The sequence below is a fragment of the Saprospira grandis str. Lewin genome (assembly GCF_000250635.1).
GTDB lineage: Bacteria > Bacteroidota > Bacteroidia > Chitinophagales > Saprospiraceae > Saprospira > Saprospira grandis.
The window spans coordinates 1,895,094-1,918,319 of the sequence record NC_016940.1 but is presented as its reverse complement, the minus strand read 5'-3'; the positions used below and the strand labels follow the sequence as shown (position 1 = coordinate 1,918,319).

The 23,226-nt window shown below is 46.8% G+C and carries 16 protein-coding genes; 12 read left to right on the top strand and 4 right to left on the bottom strand.

Features of this window, described 5'->3' with window-relative positions; genetic code table 11:
• Positions 1-207 precede the first annotated feature (207 nt).
• The 4 genes from SGRA_RS08610 to SGRA_RS08595 all read left to right on the top strand — a co-directional run bounded on the left by SGRA_RS08610 (position 208) and on the right by SGRA_RS08595 (position 6,858).
• Complete coding sequence (locus SGRA_RS08610; protein ID WP_015692264.1) at positions 208-738, top strand: hypothetical protein; 531 nt, start codon at positions 208-210, stop codon at positions 736-738.
• A 7-nt stretch (positions 739-745) separates the two neighbouring features.
• Positions 746-1,738, top strand: coding sequence for an SDR family oxidoreductase (locus tag SGRA_RS08605; protein ID WP_015692263.1), 993 nt, complete (start codon positions 746-748; stop codon positions 1,736-1,738).
• 198 nt (positions 1,739-1,936) lie between these two features.
• Positions 1,937-3,382 (top strand): IS4 family transposase, encoded by a 1,446-nt coding sequence (locus SGRA_RS08600; protein WP_014373399.1) that lies wholly within the window; start codon positions 1,937-1,939, stop codon positions 3,380-3,382.
• A 116-nt stretch (positions 3,383-3,498) separates the two neighbouring features.
• A complete protein-coding gene (locus SGRA_RS08595) occupies positions 3,499-6,858 on the top strand; it encodes a methylmalonyl-CoA mutase family protein (RefSeq protein WP_015692262.1) in 3,360 nt (1,119 codons plus the stop codon).
• A gap of 628 nt (positions 6,859-7,486) precedes the next feature.
• Here SGRA_RS08595 and SGRA_RS08585 read toward each other — a convergent pair.
• Positions 7,487-8,650: a coiled-coil domain-containing protein gene (locus SGRA_RS08585; protein ID WP_148268309.1), complete on the bottom strand. Its 1,164-nt coding sequence runs from the start codon at positions 8,648-8,650 to the stop codon at positions 7,487-7,489.
• A gap of 425 nt (positions 8,651-9,075) precedes the next feature.
• Here SGRA_RS08585 and SGRA_RS08580 point away from each other — a divergent pair, with 425 nt between their 5' ends.
• The 3 genes from SGRA_RS08580 to SGRA_RS08570 all read left to right on the top strand — a co-directional run bounded on the left by SGRA_RS08580 (position 9,076) and on the right by SGRA_RS08570 (position 13,037).
• Complete coding sequence (locus SGRA_RS08580; protein WP_015692258.1) at positions 9,076-9,483, top strand: lipocalin family protein; 408 nt, start codon at positions 9,076-9,078, stop codon at positions 9,481-9,483.
• Positions 9,484-9,813: 330 nt separating this feature from the next.
• On the top strand, positions 9,814-11,394 hold the full coding sequence (locus tag SGRA_RS08575; RefSeq protein ID WP_015692256.1) for a peptide chain release factor 3: 1,581 nt from the start codon (positions 9,814-9,816) through the stop codon (positions 11,392-11,394).
• 2 nt (positions 11,395-11,396) lie between these two features.
• The gene (locus SGRA_RS08570) at positions 11,397-13,037 is read left to right on the top strand and encodes an Ig-like domain-containing domain (RefSeq protein WP_015692255.1); all 1,641 of its coding nucleotides are present in this window, start codon (positions 11,397-11,399) and stop codon (positions 13,035-13,037) included.
• Between the two features lie 218 nt (positions 13,038-13,255).
• Here the strand turns inward: SGRA_RS08570 and SGRA_RS08560 are convergent, their stop codons facing one another.
• From SGRA_RS08560 to SGRA_RS08550, 3 genes are all read right to left on the bottom strand, one after another.
• Positions 13,256-14,167, bottom strand: coding sequence for an Rpn family recombination-promoting nuclease/putative transposase (locus SGRA_RS08560; protein WP_015692253.1), 912 nt, complete (start codon positions 14,165-14,167; stop codon positions 13,256-13,258).
• Between the two features lie 603 nt (positions 14,168-14,770).
• Positions 14,771-15,130, bottom strand: a complete 360-nt coding sequence (locus tag SGRA_RS08555; protein ID WP_015692252.1) for a DUF779 domain-containing protein — start codon at positions 15,128-15,130, stop codon at positions 14,771-14,773.
• A gap of 13 nt (positions 15,131-15,143) precedes the next feature.
• Positions 15,144-16,664, bottom strand: a complete 1,521-nt coding sequence (locus tag SGRA_RS08550) for an aldehyde dehydrogenase family protein (protein ID WP_015692251.1) — start codon at positions 16,662-16,664, stop codon at positions 15,144-15,146.
• A 280-nt stretch (positions 16,665-16,944) separates the two neighbouring features.
• Here SGRA_RS08550 and SGRA_RS08545 point away from each other — a divergent pair, with 280 nt between their 5' ends.
• The 5 genes from SGRA_RS08545 to SGRA_RS08520 all read left to right on the top strand — a co-directional run bounded on the left by SGRA_RS08545 (position 16,945) and on the right by SGRA_RS08520 (position 23,211).
• On the top strand, positions 16,945-17,835 hold the full coding sequence (locus tag SGRA_RS08545) for an AraC family transcriptional regulator (RefSeq protein ID WP_015692250.1): 891 nt from the start codon (positions 16,945-16,947) through the stop codon (positions 17,833-17,835).
• Positions 17,836-18,212: 377 nt separating this feature from the next.
• Positions 18,213-21,545 carry a preprotein translocase subunit SecA gene (secA, locus tag SGRA_RS08540; RefSeq protein ID WP_015692249.1) on the top strand — a complete coding sequence of 1,111 codons (3,333 nt, stop codon included), beginning with the start codon at positions 18,213-18,215 and terminating at the stop codon, positions 21,543-21,545.
• Between the two features lie 270 nt (positions 21,546-21,815).
• Positions 21,816-22,295 carry a hypothetical protein gene (locus tag SGRA_RS08530; protein ID WP_015692247.1) on the top strand — a complete coding sequence of 160 codons (480 nt, stop codon included), beginning with the start codon at positions 21,816-21,818 and terminating at the stop codon, positions 22,293-22,295.
• Between the two features lie 24 nt (positions 22,296-22,319).
• The gene (locus SGRA_RS08525; protein WP_015692246.1) at positions 22,320-22,793 is read left to right on the top strand and encodes a DUF1569 domain-containing protein; all 474 of its coding nucleotides are present in this window, start codon (positions 22,320-22,322) and stop codon (positions 22,791-22,793) included.
• Positions 22,794-22,995: 202 nt separating this feature from the next.
• Positions 22,996-23,211 carry a hypothetical protein gene (locus tag SGRA_RS08520; RefSeq protein ID WP_015692244.1) on the top strand — a complete coding sequence of 72 codons (216 nt, stop codon included), beginning with the start codon at positions 22,996-22,998 and terminating at the stop codon, positions 23,209-23,211.
• Positions 23,212-23,226: the final 15 nt, after the last annotated feature.

Here is a 23,226-nt window from a genome sequence, read left to right as displayed (position 1 = left end):
AGCCAAGATGAATATAAAGCGCTCAGTTTTGGGCGCTTTTTTTTTGGGGCTTCCCCGCCCTGCGGGCGGGTCGGGCTGTGCCGCAGCTCGCAGGTCTGCTCGGCCCTGCGGCGGCTTCGCCGCCTAGGTCTGGCCCTTCGGGCCACTGCTATCCATCCCTAAGCCAAGGCGCTTCGCGCCTTTCTAGACGCTTTAAATCTGCCGCAGATGAATATTATTCGCCGTATTTTTGCGCTTTCTATTCTGATGATTCTGGGCTTTTCGGCCCTTTTGGCCGCTGCCATGACTTTTATGGTAGATAATCCAGACTCTCACTACCTTTGGCCCTACTTTCTGGGCTTTGGGCTCTTAACGGGCCCCGGCTCGCTTTGGGCCATTATTTATTATAATCAGCAGTTTAAGCAGTTGGCCAAAAAAGAAGCCCTCAGTAAAAAAGACCGCATCTTGGCCCAATGGCAAAAAGAAGATGGCAAGGAGGTGCTCCTTACCCTAGATGCCCTCTTTATTGGGCCTAGCCATTACCCCTTTTGGGCCCATTATGAGCGCCTGCTCCAAATAGAAGTCCTAGAAGATAAAGCCGCCCTCCGCTTTCAACTAGAAGTGGGCTTCAATAGCCAGAAAAAACATTATCGAAGTATTTATTTGGATGTTCCTGAAGAGCTCTTGGCCCAACGCCAAGCTTGGGCCGCAGACATTCAAGCAGCTTCTGCCCATGGGCATAGCTGCGACATAAAATAGTAATCGCATGTATCAAACCGCTTATCACGATCGAGACCTTAGCCAGTTTTCTGTACTCATTACTGGAGGCGCTGGCTTTATTGGCAGCAATCTGGTCGAATATTTTTTGAAGTATGGGGCCAAAAAAGTCCGTGTTATTGATAATTTCCTCACGGGCTTCCGAGAAAACTTGGCGCCTTATATGGACCACCCCAATTTCGAGCTAATCGAAGGAGATATCTCCGTTTTGGCCGATTGCGAAAAAGCCTGCGAAGGCATGGATGCCGTTTGCCATCAGGCCGCTTTGGGCTCGGTGCCCCGCTCTGTCGCCCAACCCCATCTTACGACTCTTCACAATGTCAATGGCTTTGTGAATATGGTGCATGCCGCCCATCAGGCAGGGATCAAGCGCTTTGTTTATGCCTCTTCTTCCTCTGTTTATGGCGATGAGCCCAATTTGCCCAAAGTAGAAGACCGAATTGGGCAACAATTATCGCCTTATGCCATTACCAAATATAGCAATGAGCTATTTGCTAAAAACTTTGGCGATTTGTACGGAATGGAGTTCATGGGTTTTCGCTACTTTAATGTATTTGGACCAAAACAAAGCCCCAAAGGGGCTTATGCTGCCGTAATTCCTCTTTTTGCAGAGGCTTGTCTTTTGGGCAAAACCGCTTATATTAATGGCGATGGCCTACAAACTCGAGATTTTACCTTTATCGAGAATGTGGTCCAAATGAATGTAAAGGCACTCTTGACTGAAAATCCTGCAGCTTACAATCAGGTGTATAATGTGGGCGTAGGTGGCCGCTACTCGGTCCTAGATCTTTATGAGGGCATCCGCAAAGCAGCTGGCAGCGAACAAGCTCCCGTACATCGAGAAAGCCGAGCAGGAGATATCCGTGATTCTCAAGCGAATATTGAGAAAGCCAAAACGCTTTTGGAGTATAATCCACTCTTCAGCTTTGAGGAAGGCCTGGCCATTACGGTCCAACATTTTAAACAGCTACTAAAGGCCTAGCGACCAAAGAAAAAGGCCAAAAGCAAGCTGGCCTAGCGATGTGCAGCAGTGGCCGTCAGGCCAGACCCAGGCAGCTTTGCTGCCGCAGGGCCGAGCGAATAGCGAGCTGCGAAACCTTGGGTTGACCCACTTTTAAAAATAAGCTTAACTTAGCTCTAAATCAAGATTTATATGGACAGTACAAAGGTATCTTCATTTATGCTAAATAAGCAATCAGTGAGAGTATGTTATAGATTAGCAGAGAGTCTAAAAAATAATCCTAACCCACATTTAACAAATGTAGCAAAAACTGATGCAGACCGTAAGGCTTTCATGAGGTTGTTATCAAACAAAAATCTTACTGAGGAATACATTCAATTTGAGTTTATTGGCAAAAGTAGGGAGTCTATGAAGGTGGTTGAAGAAAAGCTTCTGGCCTTTCACGACACCTCTGAAGTTGTACTGAATAAGCAAAGAAATAGACTAACGGACAAAGAGGGTTTAGGCCCTGGAGGTCGGGAAACAAATTTGTCTGTATTTCTTCACATGGCTCTACTATATGGTCGAGAAAGCTTTCATTATCATGGCTTAGGAGGTGTTCAGCTTTATAATCGATATAAAAATAGAGTAACTTGTAAGGAGGCTGAAAATAGAAATACGGGTCATTTTAGAGGTGAAATTACGAGATGGAAAGTAAATGTAGAAGAGACAGAATCTGCGTTAAAAGTAATTAACGACCTAATTGATATTTTACATGTTTGTGATCGAGAAGGAGATGTTTATCCCATGATGGAAAGTTTTTTCAGACAGCATATTAAGTTCTTGATTCGGTCTCGAACAGATAGACGAGCAACGATTTGGGAGGATGGCAAAAAGATTCCATTATGTGATGTCTTTGAACATTATCCAGCAGACTTTGAGACGACAGAAACGGTCAAGAGTAGCCGTAAAAAACTTAACGGGAAGAAGCTAGTTATTCGATCTAAAAAAGTGACTTTTGCCGTTCCCAAATCTTGTAAGTATGTTCTTGGCGAACCAAGGCCTAAACCAATGACAATCAATGTTATTGAGGTCTTTGAAAAGGGCAAAGGTTTTTCAAAATCTGCCGCTAGAAAAAGAAGCCGAACAAAAAAAGATCATGATGATGAAACCATCAGTTGGCGCTTACTCACAAATGAAGAAATCAACAGCGAAGAAGAGCTCTTAGAGCTTGTTCTTTGCTACCGCAAGAGGTGGTTAATTGAAACATACTTTAAATATTTAAAATCAGATGGCTTTGATATTGAAAACATATGTTTAAAAACAGGTAAAGCTATCCGCAAAATGATACTTATGGCAATCAGTGCATCTGACAAGGTCCTTAAGCTTAAAGAAGCTGGACTTAACCAAGATAATGAGACTCCAGCAACCTCTATTTTCACAGAAGATGAAGTAGAAGTCTTAGATCTTATATTTAAACAATATCTAAAAGGCGAAAGCCAAAGCCCTTCTTTGCGTAACCCATTTACCTCTAAATCAATAGCTTGGGCCTATTGGATCATAGCAAGGTTGGGCGGATTTAATGGCGCAGTGAAGAAAACTAGGCATGCCGTATCCGTCAAGAAAATAGGACTAGGGTTAGAGAGATTCATATTTATGTATGATGGATATCGATCCCTAAATTGACACCGCTATAAAAAGTGGGTCAACCCAAGCTGCGAAACGTAGCGCCCGCAGCTTGCTGCGGGAGGCCCCAAAAAAACAGAAAAATAATCAGCAACAACAGAATATAACATAGAATGATGCAAACGCAAGCCCCTTATGAGGCCCAGAACAAGATCAGAATTGTGACGGCCGCCTCTCTATTTGATGGGCATGATGCCGCGATTAACATCATGCGGAGAATCATGCAGCGCTCTGGCGCAGAAATTATTCATTTGGGCCATAACCGCTCGGCTCAGGAAATTGTCGATACCGCTATTCAGGAAGATGTGCAGGGTATTGCCATTACCTCTTATCAGGGGGGACATATCGAGTTTTTTAAGTATATCTACGATCTTTTGCAAGAACGTGGAGCCGGCCACATCAAGATTTTTGGTGGGGGAGGAGGGACCATCCTGCCCACAGAAATCGAAGAGTTGCATGCCTATGGCATTAGCCGTATTTACTCGCCCGATGATGGACGAGAATTGGGCCTGCAAGGAATGATTAACGACCTCTTGAGCCAATGCGATTTTCCCACGGGTAAAAATATCAATGGCGAGCTTAAGCAATATGCAACAGGCGATAAATACGCCCTGGCCCGCCTGATCTCTGCCGCAGAAAACCAACCGCAGGAAGCCGAAAGCTGGTTGAGCGAGCTAGAAGCCAAAGCCGCCGCTAAAAATACCCCCATTTTGGGCATTACAGGAACAGGCGGAGCGGGTAAATCCTCTTTGGTCGATGAATTGGTGCGCCGCTTCCTGCTCGATTTTGAAGATAAGCGCATTGCCGTGATTTCGGTAGACCCCTCTAAGCGCAAAACGGGCGGGGCCCTGCTGGGCGACCGTATTCGGATGAATGCCATCAACAGCGAACGGGTGTACATGCGTTCTTTGGCCACCCGCCAATCCAATCTATCCGTTTCTAAGCATATTGGCGATGCCGTGAATATCTTGAAGGCCGCAGACTTTGACCTCATCATTCTAGAAACCTCTGGAATTGGCCAATCAGATACCGCTATTACCGATTTCTCGGATGCTTCTTTGTACGTGATGACGCCAGAATATGGGGCCGCCACACAGCTGGAGAAAATTGATATGTTGGATTTTGCCGACCTCATCGCCCTCAATAAGTTTGATAAGCGAGGAGCGCAGGATGCCCTGCGGGATGTTCGCAAGCAATATCGCCGCAATCATAACCTCTGGGAGGCCAAAGAAGATGATTTGCCCGTATTTGGGACCATTGCTTCTCAGTTTAATGACCCCGGCATGAATAGCCTCTACAAAGCCTTGATGGATAAAATTGTAGAGCGAACGCAGGCGCCTTTGACCTCTAGCTTTGAGGCGACTAAGGAACAAAGCGAAAAGCAATTTATCATTCCTCCCGCCCGAGTGCGCTACCTTTCAGAAATTAGCGAAAGTATTCGTCGATATAATGACAAGATTGAGCAAGAAGCCCGCTTGGCCAGTCAGCTTTATCAGCTGAAGGGAGCGATGGAGCAACTAGGCGAGGAGAGTCCCGCTAGCTTGAAAGAAACTTATGAGTTTAAATACGCCAACCTCAGCGGAGAGCAGCAGCGCTTGCTAGAAGGCTGGAAAGAAAAACTGGCCCGCTACCAAGCCGATGAGTTTGTCTATAAGGTGCGCAACAAAGAAATTCGAGTAGAAACCTTTACCAAATCCCTATCGCATAGCCGCATTCCCCGAATTGCCCTGCCTAAATACAGCGATTGGGGCGATATCGTCCGCTGGTCAGGCCAAGAGAACTTCCCTGGGGAGTTTCCTTATACCGCTGGGGTATTCCCCTTCAAGCGCAAAGGCGAGGATCCCACGCGTATGTTTGCAGGAGAAGGGCATCCAGAACGGACCAACCGCCGCTTCCATTATGTCTCTTTGGGCATGCCTGCAGCCCGCTTGTCTACGGCTTTTGATTCCGTGACCCTTTATGGAGAAGATCCCGATTATCGTCCAGATATTTATGGTAAAATTGGTAACTCTGGGGTAAGCATTTGTAGCCTAGACGATGCCAAGAAACTCTATTCTGGTTTTGATCTTTGCGATCCCAAAACCTCGGTTTCTATGACCATCAATGGTCCAGCCGCTACCATCTGCGCCTTCTTCATGAATGCCGCAATTGACCAGCAATGCGAGAAGTACATTAAGGAACATGGCTTAGAGGCGAAGGTAGAAGCCGCCTTGAAGGCCAAATATGATGATAAAGGCTTGGCCCGCCCCCAATATATGGGCGAATTGCCCGAAGGCAACGACGGTCTGGGCCTAATGCTCTTGGGCTTGACTGGCGATGAGGTGCTTCCTGCCGATGTGTATGCCGAAATGCGCACAAAAGCCCTGCGTTCTGTCCGCGGAACCGTACAGGCCGACATCCTTAAGGAGGACCAAGCGCAAAATACTTGCATCTTCTCTACAGAGTTCTCGCTCCGCCTAATGGGCGATGTGCAAGCCTATTTTATTGAGGAGCAGGTGCGCAATTTCTACTCGGTCTCGATCTCTGGCTACCATATTGCCGAGGCTGGCGCCAACCCCATCACCCAATTGGCCTTTACCTTGGCCAATGGCTTTACCTTTGTGGAGTATTACCTCTCTAGAGGGATGGATATCAACGCTTTTGCGCCCAATCTCTCTTTCTTTTTCTCCAACGGAATTGACCCAGAATATGCCGTGATTGGTCGAGTGGCCCGCCGCATTTGGGCCAAGGCAATGCGCGAGAAATATGGAGCCAATGCCCGCTCGCAAATGCTTAAATATCATATCCAAACCTCTGGCCGCTCTTTGCACGCACAGGAAATTGGCTTCAATGATATTCGCACCACTTTGCAGGCCCTCTATGCAATTTATGACAACTGTAATTCATTGCACACCAATGCCTATGATGAAGCTATCACCACGCCTACGGAGGAATCTGTGCGTCGGGCAATGGCCATTCAGTTGATTATTAACCGAGAATTGGGCTTGACCAAAAACGAGAATCCCTTGCAGGGCGCTTTCATTATTGAGGAGCTCACCGACTTGGTCGAGGAGGCCGTTTTGACCGAATTCGACCGCATTACCGACCGTGGCGGCGTGCTAGGCGCTATGGAAACCATGTATCAAAGAGGAAAGATTCAGGAGGAAAGCCTGTATTATGAAACCCTCAAGCATACGGGCGAAATGCCCATTATTGGTGTGAATACTTTCTTGTCTGATGAGGGCTCACCCACCATTATTCCCGAGGAGGTGATCCGTGCGACCAAGGAAGAGAAGGAGGCACAAATCTCTGCCCTCCAACGCTTGCATCAAACGCATGAAGAAGGTGGACCTCAGGCCCTCAAGGCTTTGCAAGAGGCCGCTATCGAGAACAAAAACCTCTTCGATTGCCTGATGACCGCCGTGAAGTTCTGCTCTTTGGGCCAAATTACCCAAGCCCTCTATGAGGTCGGTGGGCAATATCGCCGCAATATGTAAGGACTCCCCTTAATCTATAGTTTAGCTAGCGCTCTCCAATTCTTCTTTGGAGGGCGCTCTTTTTTTATCCTGCTGCATAAGGTTTATTGCTTTTGGGGCCTCCGCCTCCCTTCGGTCGTCGGCGCTACGTTCCGCAGCTCGCAGGTCTGCTCGGCCCTGCGCCGCCTGCGGCGGCTGGGTCTGGCCCTTCGGGCCACTGCTGCACATCGCTAGGCCAAAACAACTTCCTTGGGCTAATCTGCAGTTTACAAATGCCTCTGGCCTGGCGCCAGCCTTTATCTGCATTTGCAAAACAGCTCTAAACGATGCCCGGAGCTAATTTGCAATTGCAAAACAGCTCTGAACGATGCCCGGAGCTAATTTGCATTTGCAAAACAGCTCTGAACGATGCCCGGAGCTAATTTGCATTTGCAGAACAGCTCTGAACGATGCCCAGAGCTAATTTGCAGTTTACAAACTCCTCCGGGCGTATCTATAATCCCCTATCTTTTTTTTCTGGACCCACCCTACTACAGTTTAGTTAGAGGCGCTTAGAAGCAAAATTATGGAGACAGCTGAAAAAAGAAAGCCTATAGCTCCAATAAGGAGCTATAGGCTTTCTTGAGATCTATATAAAAGGGCTTAAGGATTAAGCTTGATCCTCTTCGCTATTATTTTCGCTAGCTTCCTCCCTTTTGGGAGTTTCTTCTACTGCGGGAGGCGTTTCTGTTTGAGCTTCCGTCTCTTTTTGGAGTTCGGCCGCTTGTTTTTGCATTTTGGCGAGGCGTTTTTGGAGTTCCTTCATGGTTTTATTCATGTCGGCCAATTTTTCGGCCTTAGAGCTAATGCGTTCGCGGAGCATTTTGGCCTTCACCTCACGGAGTTGCGTTTCGATTTGGGTAGCATGTGGTGCATTGATCTTACCGTCTTGGATATCGAGTTCTTTTTGGTCTCGATCAATAGAGCGTTGCATCTTCTTGATAGCTTCTTCTAGGCCTTGGATACGGCGTTCGAGTCGGCTATCGCCATTTTGCTTACCAAAACGTTTTACCTTCACTAACTTAAAGGCCTTATCGATACGGGTCCAGAGGCCATTGCGTTGTTTTTTGCTCAGTTTCATTTTTTTCATCTGAGCTTGCAAGCCTTTGAGTTGTTCGAAATACTTATCCCATTTGCCTGTTTCGCCTTCTAGTTCTTTTTCGATAGCGGAAAGGCCTTGATCCAATTGATCATAATTGGCTTTGGCGGCTTGTTCAAAGGCTTCATCTTGAATCTTGCGCAAGTTCTTCATCAGGCCAAAGAGTTCATTGAGGCTATCGCGAAGTTCTTGAACATGTTCTTTAAAGAGATTTTTCTCTTTGTCTTGAGCGTGCACTTTAGCTTGGAAGGCCTTAAGTTCTTCCCAAAGCATTTTATCATACTTTGTGGCGCGTTCTACACGGTCTTGGATTTCGCCAAGTTCTGACCAATAAGTCTTATACAACTTAGTAGAAAGGACCGCAAAGAGCCATTCTGTTTTTAGGCTATCCAGATTAAGGCTTTCGTCTAAGCATTGGTATGCTTCGGGCAAAAGGCGGCTAGCGGCCGATAATTCTTGCTCCGTTTTTTGGTAGCCAGTTGTAGGAAAAGCGACCACAAGTCCTTTGGTCCATTTCTCCTTTAATTCTTTTTCAATGGCTTCGGTAGCGGCATCGCCTTCAAATTTATGCAATTCGATGCGGTTGTCTTCAGCCTTTAACTCCATGGCTAGCAGGCATTTTTGCGTGCCTTCAGCTACGGCCTCTTCGGCCCAAAATACAAGTTTCTGTTTCATCTCAAAACAATAAGTAAATCTAAAAATCGCTGCTCTAGAAGTAGAGCGGTACAATAGTATTTGTTTAAGGAGAAAAGGAGGCAAAAGGTTTGCTTTGGCCATCTGATCGCCTTAATTTTTCTCAAAATAGTTTTTATTTCGCTTTTCCTCAAGGCGAAAGCAAACTCATTTAAAAAGGGAGATTTTATTCCGTCCTGTTAGGGGAAAAAGGGCTAAAAAAAGGGGTTTTGGCTTTAAAGTGGGCTTTAGTCCTTTCGCATTCAAAACTTTAGCGGTATATTTCATTGAACGAAAATTCAATTTTTTGGCTTTTGGAGTTCACAAAATGCCTAAAACCCTCATTATAGAGGTAGAAGTCCTTGTTTACCCCCCAAATTTTATAACAGCGAGGACGACAAAACAATCATGCTCAAAATCACTAATCTATGAAAAACCTAATGTTTCTTTTTGTGGCCCTTTTGGCCTTTGGCCTTGGCAGTTGTAACACGGAAGCGCCTGCAGCTTCTGTAAATGATGCGATGGAAGTGACCACTCGTGGTCAGAAAGCAGAAGATAAAGTAGAGAATTTTACGGCGGGCAAATGGGAGGACCAGAACACCTTTGTCAACTTGAAGCTAGATGGTAGCTTTGAGGCCTCTTTTGATGGCGAAACGACTATTGTGGGTAACTGGACCCTTAGCGATGATGAAAAACAGCTTTCGCTCAAGGCAGAAGAATCGCTAGAGGGCAAAGGCAGTGTATTTGCCAAAACCTATGAGGTCTTAGAGATTACGCCCGAGACCTTAAAAGTAAAAGACGAAGATGGCTACGAACTTGCCTTTAAAGCAGCCTAAGAAAATAGCTTAAACCCTAAGCGGCCTGCTCCAGATTGTTGGAGTGGGCTTTTTTTTGGCCTAGAAGCGGGCGAAGCCCGCTGGCCTAGCGATGCGGCGGGGTGGCCGTTAGGCCAGACCGAGTTTTGAGCGCAGCGAAAAAACGAAGGGCCGAGCGAGCAGCGAGCCCCAAAGCGTAGCGCCGACGAGCGAAGCGAGGCGGAGGCCCCAAGAAACAGAAAAAAGAAAAAGCCTATTGATTTTGAGGCAAAAAAGAGAAGGGAGCGAGATGCTATTCAGCAATTACAGGCTTTTTTGCTACTTTTGTGGCGCAAAACAAAAGCAAAATCAATGTCGACAAAAATAGCTGCAGAAGTAAATAAGAGGCGCACCTTTGCCGTAGTCGCCCACCCCGATGCGGGGAAAACCACCTTGACCGAAAAACTCCTACTTTTTGGTGGGGCGATTCAGGTAGCGGGAGCGGTAAAGTCTAATAAAATCAAGAAATCGACGACTTCCGATTTTATGGAAATTGAGAAGCAGCGGGGGATTTCGGTGGCCACCTCGGTCATGGGTTTTGAGTATCGGGATCGGCAGATTAACATTTTGGATACGCCGGGTCACAAAGATTTTGCGGAAGATACTTATCGGACCTTGACGGCGGTGGATAGTGTAATTGTGGTGATTGATGTGGCCAAGGGGGTAGAGGAGCAGACCGAGCGATTGGTAGAGGTTTGCCGTATGCGAGACACCCCCGTGATGGTCTTTATTAACAAATTGGACCGTGTGGGCAAGGATGGGATGGACCTATTGGATGAGATTGAGGAAAAGCTCAAGCTCAATGTTTGTCCCTTGAGTTGGCCCGTAGGTATGGGCCCCGATTTTAAGGGGGTGTACAACATCTATGAAAAGCAGCTCAACTTATTTGCGCCAGGAACCAAATACGGCGACCTCACGGCATTGGAAGATTTAGATGATCCTGTTTTGGATAAATTGGTGGGTGAGGACTATGCGGAAGAGCTAAGAGAAGAGGCCAATATGGTCATGGAAGTTTATCCAGATTTTGATCGAGAAGCCTACCTTAAAGGGCAACTATCGCCAGTGTTTTTTGGCTCGGCAGTAAATAACTTTGGGGTAAAAGAACTGCTCGATTGCTTTGTAGAAGTAGCGCCCACGCCAACGGGCTTTCATACAGAAGAGCGGGATATTGAGCCCTTAGAGCCTAAGTTTACGGGCTTTGTTTTTAAGATCCATGCGAATATGGACCCTCGTCACCGCGACCGCATTGCCTTTATGCGGGTCTGCTCGGGGGTATTTGAGCGCAACACCAACTACCTGCATGTTCGGAAGAACAAAAAGATGAAATTCTCGAATCCCACGACCTTTATGGCCTCTAAAAAAGAGGTGGTCGAGCAGGCTTATCCGGGAGATATTGTGGGCCTTTATGATTCGGGCAACTTTAAGATTGGCGATGGCTTGACAGAAGGCGAAACCCTACATTTTAAGGGAATTCCTAGCTTCTCGCCCGAGCTTTTCCGTTATATAGAAAACGCCAACCCCATGAAATCGAAACAATTGGCCAAGGGAATTGACCAATTGATGGATGAGGGCGTGGCGCAGATCTTTACCAAAACCTCGAACAATCGCAAGATTATTGGTACCGTAGGGCAGCTCCAGTTTGATGTATTGCAATATCGTTTGGAGCATGAATATGGGGCCAGCTGCCGCTATGAGCCCGTGCAACTGCACAAAGCCTGTTGGATAGAGGCCGAAGAAGAGGAGCAACTCAAGGAATTCTTGCGGAAAAAGGCTCAATTTATTGCTAAAGATAAAGAGGGGCGTTATGTCTATCTGGCTGAATCTAAATGGATGCTCAGCACGGCTCAGCAAGACTACCCTAAAATTAAATTTCACTTTAAATCAGACTTCTAAGGATGCGTCAATTGCCTGCTTATCTGCTTTTGGCCCTTTTGGCCCTGCTTCTTCTTCAATGTGCTCAGCAACAACCTCTACAAGGAGGGCCAAAAGACGAGCAGCCGCCAGAGCTAGATTTGCGGCGCTACTCTACGCCCAACTATCAAACAAACTTTAAGGAAAAAGAGATCTTACTGACCTTTAACGAATGGGTGCAGCTCAAAAACGCCCAGCAGCAAATCTTAATCTCGCCGCCTCTGGACAAAAAACCAAAGGTGAAGGTCAAAAACAAAACGGTCATTCTCCGCTTCCAAGAAGAGCTAAAAGAAAACACCACCTATAGCATTCAGTTTGGCCAAAGTATAGTTGATTTTCGAGAGGGGAATCCCGTCAAAGACCTGCGTTTTGTCTTTTCTACAGGCCCCCAACTCGATTCGCTTCAGTTGGGCGGCCAACTGTTTGATGCCAAAACGGCGGCCCCGGTCGCCGAGGCTTGGGTGATGCTCTATGAAGGAGAGCTAGGCGACTCTACGCCCATTCTTCAGCGGCCCAACTACCTGGCCCGAACCGATGAAAAAGGAAACTTTAAGCTAGAAAACTTGAAGGCGGGCCGCTATATTCTCTTTGGCTTGATGGATAAAAATAACGACTATCGCTATCAGGCCAATGAGGAGCTAGCGTTTTGGTCCGAGCCCATTGTTTTGACCGATAGCAGTGCCGGAAACCCCAAGCTCCGCTTATTTGCAGCGGCTCAAGAACAGAAGTTGGTTTCGGCCAAACAGTTGGCCCAGCAACAGGGGCAATTACAGTTTCTAAAGCCCTTTTCAGATAGCCTGAAAATTCAGCCCTTAGAGGAGCTCGAAGACTGGACCTATTACCAAAATAAGGAGTTTGTCTGGCTGTTTTGGAAAGGGGCCCAAGGCGAGGAACTTCGATTTGTACTAGAGGCTGGCGATTATCGAGATACGGCCAAAATTAACCTATATACAGGCCTAGACCCTAGCGAATTGCGCTTGATTGACCCCAAAAAAGCCGGCAAGGCTAGGGCCACAGAGGGCCTGCAAATTCCACTACCTATTTTGCATCCCAAAAACCCGATGCAGCTCGATTTTGGGGCTCCAATTCAAGGCATTGATACTAGCCTTTGTGTTTGGCAAAATGACACGGGCCTCAGTTTGGGCCCCTTGAGTTTTCAGCCCGCGGGCAATTATCTCTGGACCTTAGAGGCGCCCAAAGCGCCTTCTGCAACTTATAGCCTTCAGTTGTTGCCAGGTGCTTTGACTGACTTTTGGGGGCAGCAAAATAAAGATACCCTCAAGGCTAGCTACGCTCTAGAAACCGATAAAACCTTGGGCAATATTTTGGCCCAAATCCAAAATGCTGACAGTAGCAAGCAATATGTTTTTGAGCTGCGCCGCAATCAAGAGGAGGTCGTTCACAAGCAGTCGCTTTTGGGCCAAAGCCAATATGCGCTCAATTTTCCCCTGCTCCCGCCCGGCAATTATCAAATTCAACTGATTTGGGATGAAAACCAAGATGGGCAATGGACCACAGGAGATTATTTAAAATTAAAGCAAGCCGAAAAAATATCAAGTTCTAAGGAGTTGCCTTTGCGCCCAGGTTGGGACAATGAAATTTCTCTAGATTTAAAAGAAGATTAGCCGGATGATTTGGGGCTGCCCCGCCCTGCGGGCGGGTCGCTCCACTTCGCAGCTCGCAGGTCTGCTCGGCCCTGCAGGCTTTTTCGCTTTGCTTCAAAAGCCTTGGGTCTGCCGCCTTCGGCGGCCCTGCTTCGGCAGCTCAGCCTGCGGCCCTTCGGGCCTGTAGGACCAAAAAAAAGCTTGAACCTCAATAGGTTCAAGCTTTCTATTATTTTGGGCTAATCCTTTAGCCAGTTTTTGATTTGTTCTAGGGAGCAGCCAGTAATTTTGGCAATTTGTTCTAGGGGGAGGTTGGCGGCCTGCATTTGCTTGGCCATGGCTTTTTTGGCCTTTAACTCGCCTTTTTCTAAGCCTCGTTCTTCTCCTTTTTTCAGGCCTTCTTCCAAGCCCTCGGCTCTGCCTTTTTCTAGGCCCTCTTCTAGGGCGGTGTCAATAGCATTTTTAATATCTCGATGCTTTTTGAGGGAGACCTCATAATTTTGGCGCTCCTCAGTAGAGTAGCTGGCAATTTCGGCGGCACGGAAAAGCCTAGTGAAAATGCGCTCTTGCAAGGCCGCTGGCCGATCTTCTAATTTGGCCAAATAACGGAAAAGATAAAGCCATTTATCCTGCAAATCTTCTAGCTCATCTAGGGTTTTGGTGAAATTAGGTAGCTCGATATAAATATAGGTGAGGTCTTTAAAGAAGAGCTCTTTGTCTTGGTCCTTGAGCTGTACATAGCGGATCACTCGATTATGGGGATTGGGCTGATTGATCTTGAAATCGAGAATACAGATCGTATAAATGGGCCAAAGCTTAAAATTCCAATCGCCCCGTTCGGATTGTTCTTGAATGGGGAAAGTGCTATAAAAAATAGAGCGGTCGATGAAGTGATTTTGCTTACTGCGTTGCAGCTCGATGACAAACTGCTCGCCTCGGCTGCTGGTGCAATAGATATCAAAAATAACTTTTCGGTCCAGAAAGCTGGAGGGCAGGCGTTCGCTAGGAAGATATTCGAGGTCTTCCACCTGATGCTTTTCGGGCAGCAGCTGATTGAGAAAATGGATGAGTAGCTCCTTATTGGCGGCCTCGCCAAAAAGCTTCTTAAATCCAAAATCGGTCAGTGGATTGATGTAGCGATCCTTGATCATCTTTTTTTCTTCTTTTCTCAAAATTAAGGTATTTAAATGAGGTGCTAAAAAAATGCAGCACTAAAAACTGCGTATACCACCAACTATAAAGACTGAAAACCAAATAATCAACATCTTGATACACTTAATTTTAAATTTGGACCAAATTTGCGGTTTGGGGGCGCGAAGCGCCCGGCCACAACAAGGCCTTTAGGCCGCCGTTCGACGACCGAAGGGAGTAACCGATCTGCATTAGGGGGCGGCCTAGCGATGTGCAGCAGTGGCCGAAGGCCAGACCAAAGCGGCGCAGCCGCTGCAGGGCCGAGCGAATAGCGAGCTGCGAAACGTAGCGCCCGCCGCAGGCGGGAGGCCCCAAAATATCAGCGAGCTGTGACAACCAGCCCCTATAGGGGCGCCAGTTCGATGACTAAAGGGAATAAACGACAACAAGAACTTTAGTTCGCAGTTCGACGACCGAAGGGAGTAACCGCCCGCCGCAGGCGGGAGGCCCCTAAAAAAAGAAAAACCCTCCTCATCTGTAGACAAGGAGGGTGGAGCTTGTTTAAAAACTACATCATTAGGAGTAGATTATAGTTTTCAAAGTACTCTTGATAAAAGAAACAACTATGCATCTTCAACTTGAGCGGCATCTTCATCGGTTAGTAATCTAGATCTGATGATAAAGCGCAGGCCCAAGGGAATTTCGAGAGAGAAGCTAGCGCCTCTGCCAGGAACGACATCCAGGGTAAGGTGGCTATTCTTCCAGTATTTGTATTGAAAAGCTGACATATAAAAAGGGCAGTCTTCAATTTCGGCGAGCAGAACATCCGAGTCGTCAATCATGAGTTCTCCGGCCTCGAGACAGATAGGAGCTGATCCATCGCAGCAGCCGCCGCTTTGGTGAAACATCAGATCGCCGTGTTTGGCTTTCAATTTTCGGATTAACTGCCGCGCTTTTTCTGTTACATCGACTAGTTCTGCCATAAAATGGAGGAGTTTAGAAGAATCCGAGAGCGTTCTTATCGTAAGAGATGAGCATATTTTTGGTTTGGCGATAGTGTGCGAGCATCATCTTGTGATTTTCGCGTCCGATTCCGGATTTTTTATAGCCACCAAAAGGAGCGTGAGCGGGATAAGCGTGATAGTTATTGACCCAAACGCGTCCGGCTTCAATTTTTCTAGAGATTTGGTAAGCTTGGTGCATATCGCGTGTCCATACGCCAGCGCCTAGTCCGTAGAGGGTATCATTGGCAATTTCTACGGCTTCGGCTTCATCCTTAAAGGTGGTAATACAAACGACTGGGCCAAAAATTTCTTCTTGGAAGACTCTCATTTTGTTGTGTCCTTTTAGGATAGTGGGGCGGATATAGTATCCACCAGAGAGGCTATCTACTGCAGCGGCGGCGCCACCTGCCAAGACTTCGCAACCTTCTTCTTTACCAATTTTGATATAGTTGAGGATTTTCTCGTATTGATCGTTAGAAGCTTGTGCGCCCATCATGGTGTTAGGATCTAGGGGGTGGCCCATCTTAATGGCGTTGACGCGTTCGATTAGGCGTTCGATAAACTTATCGGCGATACTTTCTTGGACCAAAATGCGGGAGGGGCAAGTACAAACTTCTCCTTGGTTGAGGGCAAACATAGCGGCCCCTTCTAGGCATTTATCGAAGAAGGCATCATCTTCTGCCATCACGTTAGCGAAGAAAACGTTGGGCGACTTACCGCCCAATTCCAAAGTAACGGGAATCAAGTTTTTAGAAGCATACTGCATAATGAGCTGACCGGTAGTCGTTTCTCCGGTAAAGGCCACCTTGCGTACATCGGGGTGAGAAGCTAGGGGTTTACCTGCTTCTACGCCAAAACCGTTGACTACATTCAGCACGCCTTTGGGTAAAATATCTTGAATAAGCTCCATTAGAATTAGGATACCTACAGGAGTTTGCTCTGCGGGTTTAAGGACTACGCAGTTACCAGCGGCTAGAGCGGGAGCGATTTTCCAAGCAGCCATAAGGAGCGGGAAGTTCCAGGGAATAATCTGGGCCACTACGCCTAGGGGTTCTTGGACATTGATACAAACTGTATTAGCATCGAGTTCGCTCATGCTACCTTCTTCAGCGCGGATAACGCCAGCAAAATAGCGGAAATGGTCGATAGCTAGGGGCATATCGGCTGCGCGAGTTTCGCGAATGGCCTTACCATTGTCCCAAGTTTCGGTACGAGCGAGTAGTTCAAGATTTTCCTCCATACGGTCGGCAATCTTGAGTAGAATATTGCTACGGAAAGTGGCCGAGCTATTGTTCCATTCTGGAGCGGCGGCCCAGGCGGCGGCTACGGCCTTATCAATATCTTCTTTGGTAGAGCGGGGGATAAGCGTAAAGCTTTTACCGTCTACGGGAGATACATTTTCGAAGTACTCGCCATTGGTAGGTTTTACCCATTCTCCGTTGATAAAGTTTTCGTATTGAGGTTTGAAGTCGGGAGCTTTTAGGACTTCATCCATTACATTTGTTTCTTGCATGTTGTTGTTGGTTGTTCAATTTAGCAAAAGCGGAAGCTTTTCTTAAACTGATTGTTAGCAAATAGTTTTACTGTTGACTAGCCAAAGGTAATTTATAAATTTGGGGTCTTTTTGTAGCTTTCTATCAAATACTTGAACAATCCTATCAATTTCAATTCGCTATGCCCACAAAAAAACTGTAGATTAAGGAAATAGCTTTATTTTTATTTGGCTGCAACATCTGCTTGTTCTCTACTGTTCAGCTAATTCAAAATTCCTCTCCACATCAAAATCAACTCCTATGCTATTACCAGATAACTATCGGGCTGGGCGTCCACTCCATACTTTAGTCGAGCAGCAAAACAGTTTTGCGGCGGCCCAGGCGGAGCTTCATATTTTTGAGACGCATCAGATGGCAGAGGCGGTAGAATTGCAGTTTCGGCAGCCGGTATTGGCGGCTATGTTGATGGGGAAGAAGCGGATGCATTTGCGAGATAAGGCGCCCTTTTGCTTTTTGCCTGGGGAGTCGGTGCTTTTGCCGCCCAATGAATTGATGCGCATTGATTTTCCGGAGGCCAATATGCATCAGCCCACCAAATGTTTGGCTTTGGCTTTGGATGAGGATATGGTACAGCAGGAACTAGATTGGCTGAATAGGGAGCGTCCTCGAGAAGATGGTCTACTTTGGTCTTTTCAGTCGGGGAATTTTCATTTTACGCATTCCTTGGCGGTGCAGCAGATTTTGCAGCGGCTCATCTTTTTATTTACGGAGGGGCATCCTTCTAAGGATTTATTTGTGGGAATGGCCTTAAAAGAGTTGTTGTTGCGGGTATTGCAGCAAGAAAATGAGGTGAAAATAGGGGAGGAGGACAGTCGGTTGGCGCAGTTGGTCCAGTACATCCGCCAGCATTTGAGAGAAGAGCTCAGCGTTGGGGAATTGAGCAAAAAAGCTTGTATGAGTGAAGCTCATTTTTATCGGTCCTTTAAGGCAGAGCTAGGGCAATCGCCCAATGATTTTATTCAGGAAGAGCGTTTAAAATTGGCGGCTAGTCTTTTGTTGCAGACCGAAGAAAAGATTGGGGACATTGCCCTAGATAGTGGTTTTAATAGCCTGTCTTATTTTAATCGCTTATTTAAGCGGCGCTATCAAAAAACGCCCTCTCGTTTTCGGAAAGAGAAACAGGGCCGTTAATGCTGCGAGGAGCAGGCTGCTCATTAGGCCTAGCGATGTGAAGCAGTGCGGCGCAGCCGCAGACCCAGGCCGTTAGGCCGCAGGGCCGAGCGAATAGCGAGCTGCGAAACGTAGCGCCGACGACCGAAGGGAGGCGGAGGCCCCAAAATAGCAGTTAAATTAAAATAAAACTGACAGATTGTCAGTTGGTTATGCCAAGGGAAATAAAATAAAAAAAGCCTAAAGTCCCTATAATGAGGGCCTTGAGCTATAATTGCGGCCATTAATTGCGCAACTTCTTTATTTAAGTTGTATTTTTGTATGAGTTTTGCTCAGAGCAGACGGCAGGAAGGGATAACCCCTTTCTGATTTACAGATTATAAACTTTATACCTTAGCATGTTTGGTTTCTTAAAAAAGATATTTGGGAACAAGCAAGAGCGCGATATTGAAGAGTTGCGCCCTGTAGTGGCCCAAATTAACGAGGAGTACGCCAAGCTCAAGAGCTTGAGCCATGACGAGCTCCGTCATAAAACAATTGAATTTAGAGCGGCCATTAAAGATTATTTGGCAGATATTGATGTAGAGATTGAAAAGCTGCAAGAGCAGGCGGTCTCTACCGAAGATATCTTCAAAAAAGAAGATCTTTATAAGGAAGTGGACCAATTGAAAAAGGACCGCGATCAGCGCCTAGAGGAAATTCTAGAAAATCTCTTGCCTCAGGCTTTTGCTGTAGTTAAAGAAACGGCTCGCCGTTTTACAGAAGAAGAAACCCTAGAGGTGACCGCTACTGATTTTGATCATGAGGTGGTGGGGAATTGGATCAATGATGAGGTCCGTCCGCTAGAACTAAATGGAGATAAGGCAATCTGGAAAAACCGCTGGATGGCTGCTGGAAATGAGGTGGTCTGGAATATGATCCACTACGATGTGCAGCTTATTGGTGGTGCCGTTTTGCACTCAGGTAAAATTGCCGAGATGGCGACGGGGGAAGGTAAAACCCTAGTGGCTACTTTGCCCGCTTACCTGAATGGTTTGGCCGGTGAAGGGGTGCATATTATTACCGTGAACGATTATCTAGCTAAACGGGATGCCGAATGGATGGCGCCCTTGTTGAGCTTCCTTTTCCTTACTGTAGATTGTATTGATAAGCATCGCCCGCATTCTGATGGACGCAAGGCGGCTTACCGTTGTGATGTAACTTATGGAACCAATAACGAATTTGGTTTTGATTATCTAAGAGATAATATGGTCCATAAGGTAGATGAAAAAGTACAAGGTAAGTTTCATTATACCATGATTGATGAGGTGGACTCGGTCTTGATTGATGATGCCCGTACACCACTCATTATTTCTGGCCCAACGCCCAAAGATGATCGCGCAGAGCTATTTTTGAGCCTCAAGCCTGCTGTAGAGCATATTATGAATGCCCAAAAGAAATTGGTCGTTCAACTCATCCGCTCGGCTAAACAAAAAATTGCCGCTGGCGATACTGGACCCGAAGAGGGTGGGGGAGGACTCGATCTTTTCCGCGCCTATCGTGGTCTACCCAAAAACCGCGCACTCATTAAGTTTTTGAGTGAACCCGGTATGCAGCAAATTCTACAGAAAACAGAGGCGCATTATATGGCCGAACAAAGTAAGCATATGCACAAAGCCGATGCTGAACTGTTTTTTGTGATCGAAGAGAAAAACCGCAGTGTAGAACTGACCGACCGAGGAACAGATTTATTGGGTAAGGGAGGCTCTGATAAGCACCTATTTGTTATGGAGGATATCAATGATAAACTCTTGCAAGTAGATAATAATAGCAGCCTCAGCCCCGAAGACAAACAGCTCAAAAAAGATGAGTTGATTCAGGCTTTTGCCGCCAAAAGTGAGCGCCTGCATGCTATGCGCCAATTGCTTAAGGCTTATGCACTCTTCCATAAAGAAGATGAATATATTGTTGTAGAGGGCAAGGTGAAAATTGTCGATGAGCAAACGGGCCGGGTTATGGATGGCCGCCGCTATTCGGACGGCCTACACCAAGCACTAGAAGCTAAGGAAAATGTAGAGATCGAAAACTCTACCCAAACTTATGCTACCGTAACGCTACAGAACTTCTTCCGAATGTACCACAAACTGGCAGGGATGACCGGTACAGCGGAAACGGAATCACAGGAGCTTTGGGATATTTATAAATTGGATGTGGTGATTATTCCCACCAACCGCCCAATCGCCCGTGATGACCGTAACGATTTGGTCTATAAGACAGAACGCGAAAAGTATAATGCGATCATTGAAGAGGTGATAAAGATGCGTGAAGCTGGCCGACCTATCCTTGTCGGTACAACTTCGGTCCAAAGCTCAGAGGTCTTGAGCCGTATGCTTAGCCTCCGCAAAATTCCGCATAATGTACTTAACGCTAAACAGCACGCCCGCGAGGCCGATGTAGTAGCAGAAGCGGGTAAGAGTGGACAGGTGACCATTGCCACCAACATGGCCGGTCGTGGTACCGATATTAAACTAAGCGATGAGGTGAAACAATTGGGCGGTTTGGCCATTATTGGTACAGAACGCCACGATTCTCGCCGGGTAGATCGCCAGCTCCGTGGTCGTGCCGGCCGTCAAGGAGATGTAGGTTCTTCTCAGTTTTATGTTTCTCTAGAAGATAAACTGATGCGCCTTTTCCGCTCCGATCGTATCGCTAAAATGATGGACCGCCTAGGCCATAAAGAAGGCGATGTTTTGCAACATCCCATGATTAGCAAGTCGATCGAAAGAGCACAAAAGAAGGTGGAAGAGAATAACTTCGGTATTCGTAAACGCCTACTCGAATATGATGATGTAATGAATATGCAGCGGGAAGAAATTTACCGCCGCCGTAATAATGCCCTAGAAGGCGATCGCCTAGCGATTGACCTCAACGATATGTTCCTCGATTTGCTCTATGAATTGATCGCTCAATATCAAAATGAACGCAATTATGAGGGCTTCGAACAGGCCATGATCCAAAACTTTGGTATCGATCCACAAATTACAGCTGAAGAGCTCTATACGACAGATCCCAATGATTTGACGGACCAACTGTCGGCCCCGCTTTTTGCCGCCTATAACCGCAAGTTCGAGCATATCGCTCAGGCTATTTTGCCGCTTATCCAACGGATCTATGAGGACGAAAGCAATAACTTTACAAAAATTGCTATCCCCTTTACTAACGGTATCCAGGCCCTGGAAATCAATGCCGATATGGAACAGGCCGTGAAAACTAATGGCAAGAGCCTGATTAACCAAATCGAACGCTCAATCACTTTGGCCCTTATCGATTCTAATTGGAAGGAGCACCTCCGCGATATGGATGAGCTCAAGGATCAGGTCCAAAATGCTTCTTTTGCCCAAAAAGACCCCTTGGTGGTCTACAAAATTGAGTCGCGCAAGCTTTTTGCCCAACTCCGTAGCCGAATCAATCAAGAGGTTTGCTCTTTCTTGTTCCGTGGCCTAATTCCTATCCAACAGGAAAGCCAAATCCAAGAAGCACAGGAGGTAGAAGAAGAGGAGTACTTCGAGGAGGTACACAGCAATATCGAAGAGCAAAAAGCGAAAGAGGAGGCCCAAAAACAGGCTGCGCAACAACCTCAAGGCCCCGCTCCTAGAGTAGCCCCTCGCCGTGTAGAAAATAAGGTCGGTCGCAACGATCTTTGCCCCTGCGGTAGCGGCAAAAAATACAAGCATTGCCACGGCAAAAACTAATTTGATTTAGTTTATACCCATAAATCGCTCACTTATAAGTATCTTTCTTGTAAGTGGGCTTTTTTTTGGGGCCCGCGGCCGCCCATGGGCGGCCGCCGCTATGCTGCGGGGCTCGCAGGTCTGCTCGGCCCTTCGCCGCTTTCAGCGGCTCGGTCTGGCCTGCGGCCACCCCTCCGCAGCGCTGGGCCGGCTCGACAAAAAGGCCCTGCGGGCCAAAAAGGCTTCGCCCCCGCCTATCTCCATGATTACAAAATCTAAGCAAAGAACGTTATGGAAAAACAAATTCAGCTGATCAAGAGCGCTGTAGACCAATTAGAGGCCAGCTTGCCTCATGCCTCAATCGGAGCGCCAAAGGTATCGGCTAGAGCCATTGATTGGCATATAGAACATAGCCTAAAAGCAGCAATCTTAATTATTGATGCATTAGAAGAAAGTGACCCCGCTCAGTTTAAACCCAAATTTAGCCCTACTAAAACCCTGATTCTCCGAATGGGGCGAATTCCTAGAGGGCGGGCCGTCTCGCCAGATATTTTAAATAACAAAGGGGAGATTTCATTAGGCAAAGTCCCCGAAATGATCGAAAAATTGAGAAACTTGCTGCTGGGCGCTCAAAACAAGGCCGAAAAAAGTTATTTCGATCATCCCATTTTTGGCCATATGAAACGAAATGAAGCCCTGAGGTTTGTGGCTATTCATACGAATCACCATCTCAAGATTATTCAAGATATTTTAGCCGCTCAAGCTAATTAGTCTCCCTCAAATCTGGAATTTTTTATGAAAAAAGAAGTAGATATGGCTCAGCAGAGCCTAAAGGATTTAGCCAGCTATTTGGAGCAAGGGCCGCTTTTGGCCCCTGAGGTATCGGAAAGAGGGGTAGATTGGCATATTGAGCACTCGCTTAAGGCAGCTATTGCTATGTTGCAAGCCATTGTCGATAGCGATCCCGCTCAGTTTAAACCCAAGTTTAGCCCCTCTAAATCACTGATTTTGGCCACGGGCAAAATTCCCAGAGGAAAAGCCAAGGCCCCAAAGATGATTAACAACCGAGAAGCCATAGACCTTAGTCAGTTGCCTAGCTTATTGGAAAAAAGCGAGGCCCTGCTGCAATTGGTCCAAAAACAAGCAGAAAAAGCTTATTTCGACCATCCTTTTTTTGGCCACCTTAGAAGAAACCAAGGCATTAAGTTTGTAGCCATTCATACGAATCATCATCTCAAAATTATAAGGGATATTGTGGCCGCCCAATAAAACCAAAAGGGCCGAAGCCCAAAGCCTTTAGCTGGCTCCTCGGTGGAGCGGCTGAGGGATGGACAGTGGTGCGGCAAAGCCGCAGACCCAAGTTTTTGAGCGTAGCGAAAAAACTGCAGGGCCGAGCAGACTTGCGAGCCACGACACAGCCCGACCCAAGCGAAGCGCAGGGGCAGCCCCAAAAAAAATATAAAACAGAACTATGAAACTAATTGTAACCGTCATTCATGTCCCACTATCTGGTGGATTTTGGGGCCTCAAAGATGATCAGGGCCAAGAATACTTGCCCACAAATTTGGACCAAAAGTATGCAAAAGCGGGTTTGCGCCTAGAAATTATGGCCAAGGAGGCAGAAGATTATTTTTCTGTGCAAATGTGGGGAACCCCCATCGAGATCCTCGAGTTGAAAGTACTTTAGCCCCATTTTTTACTG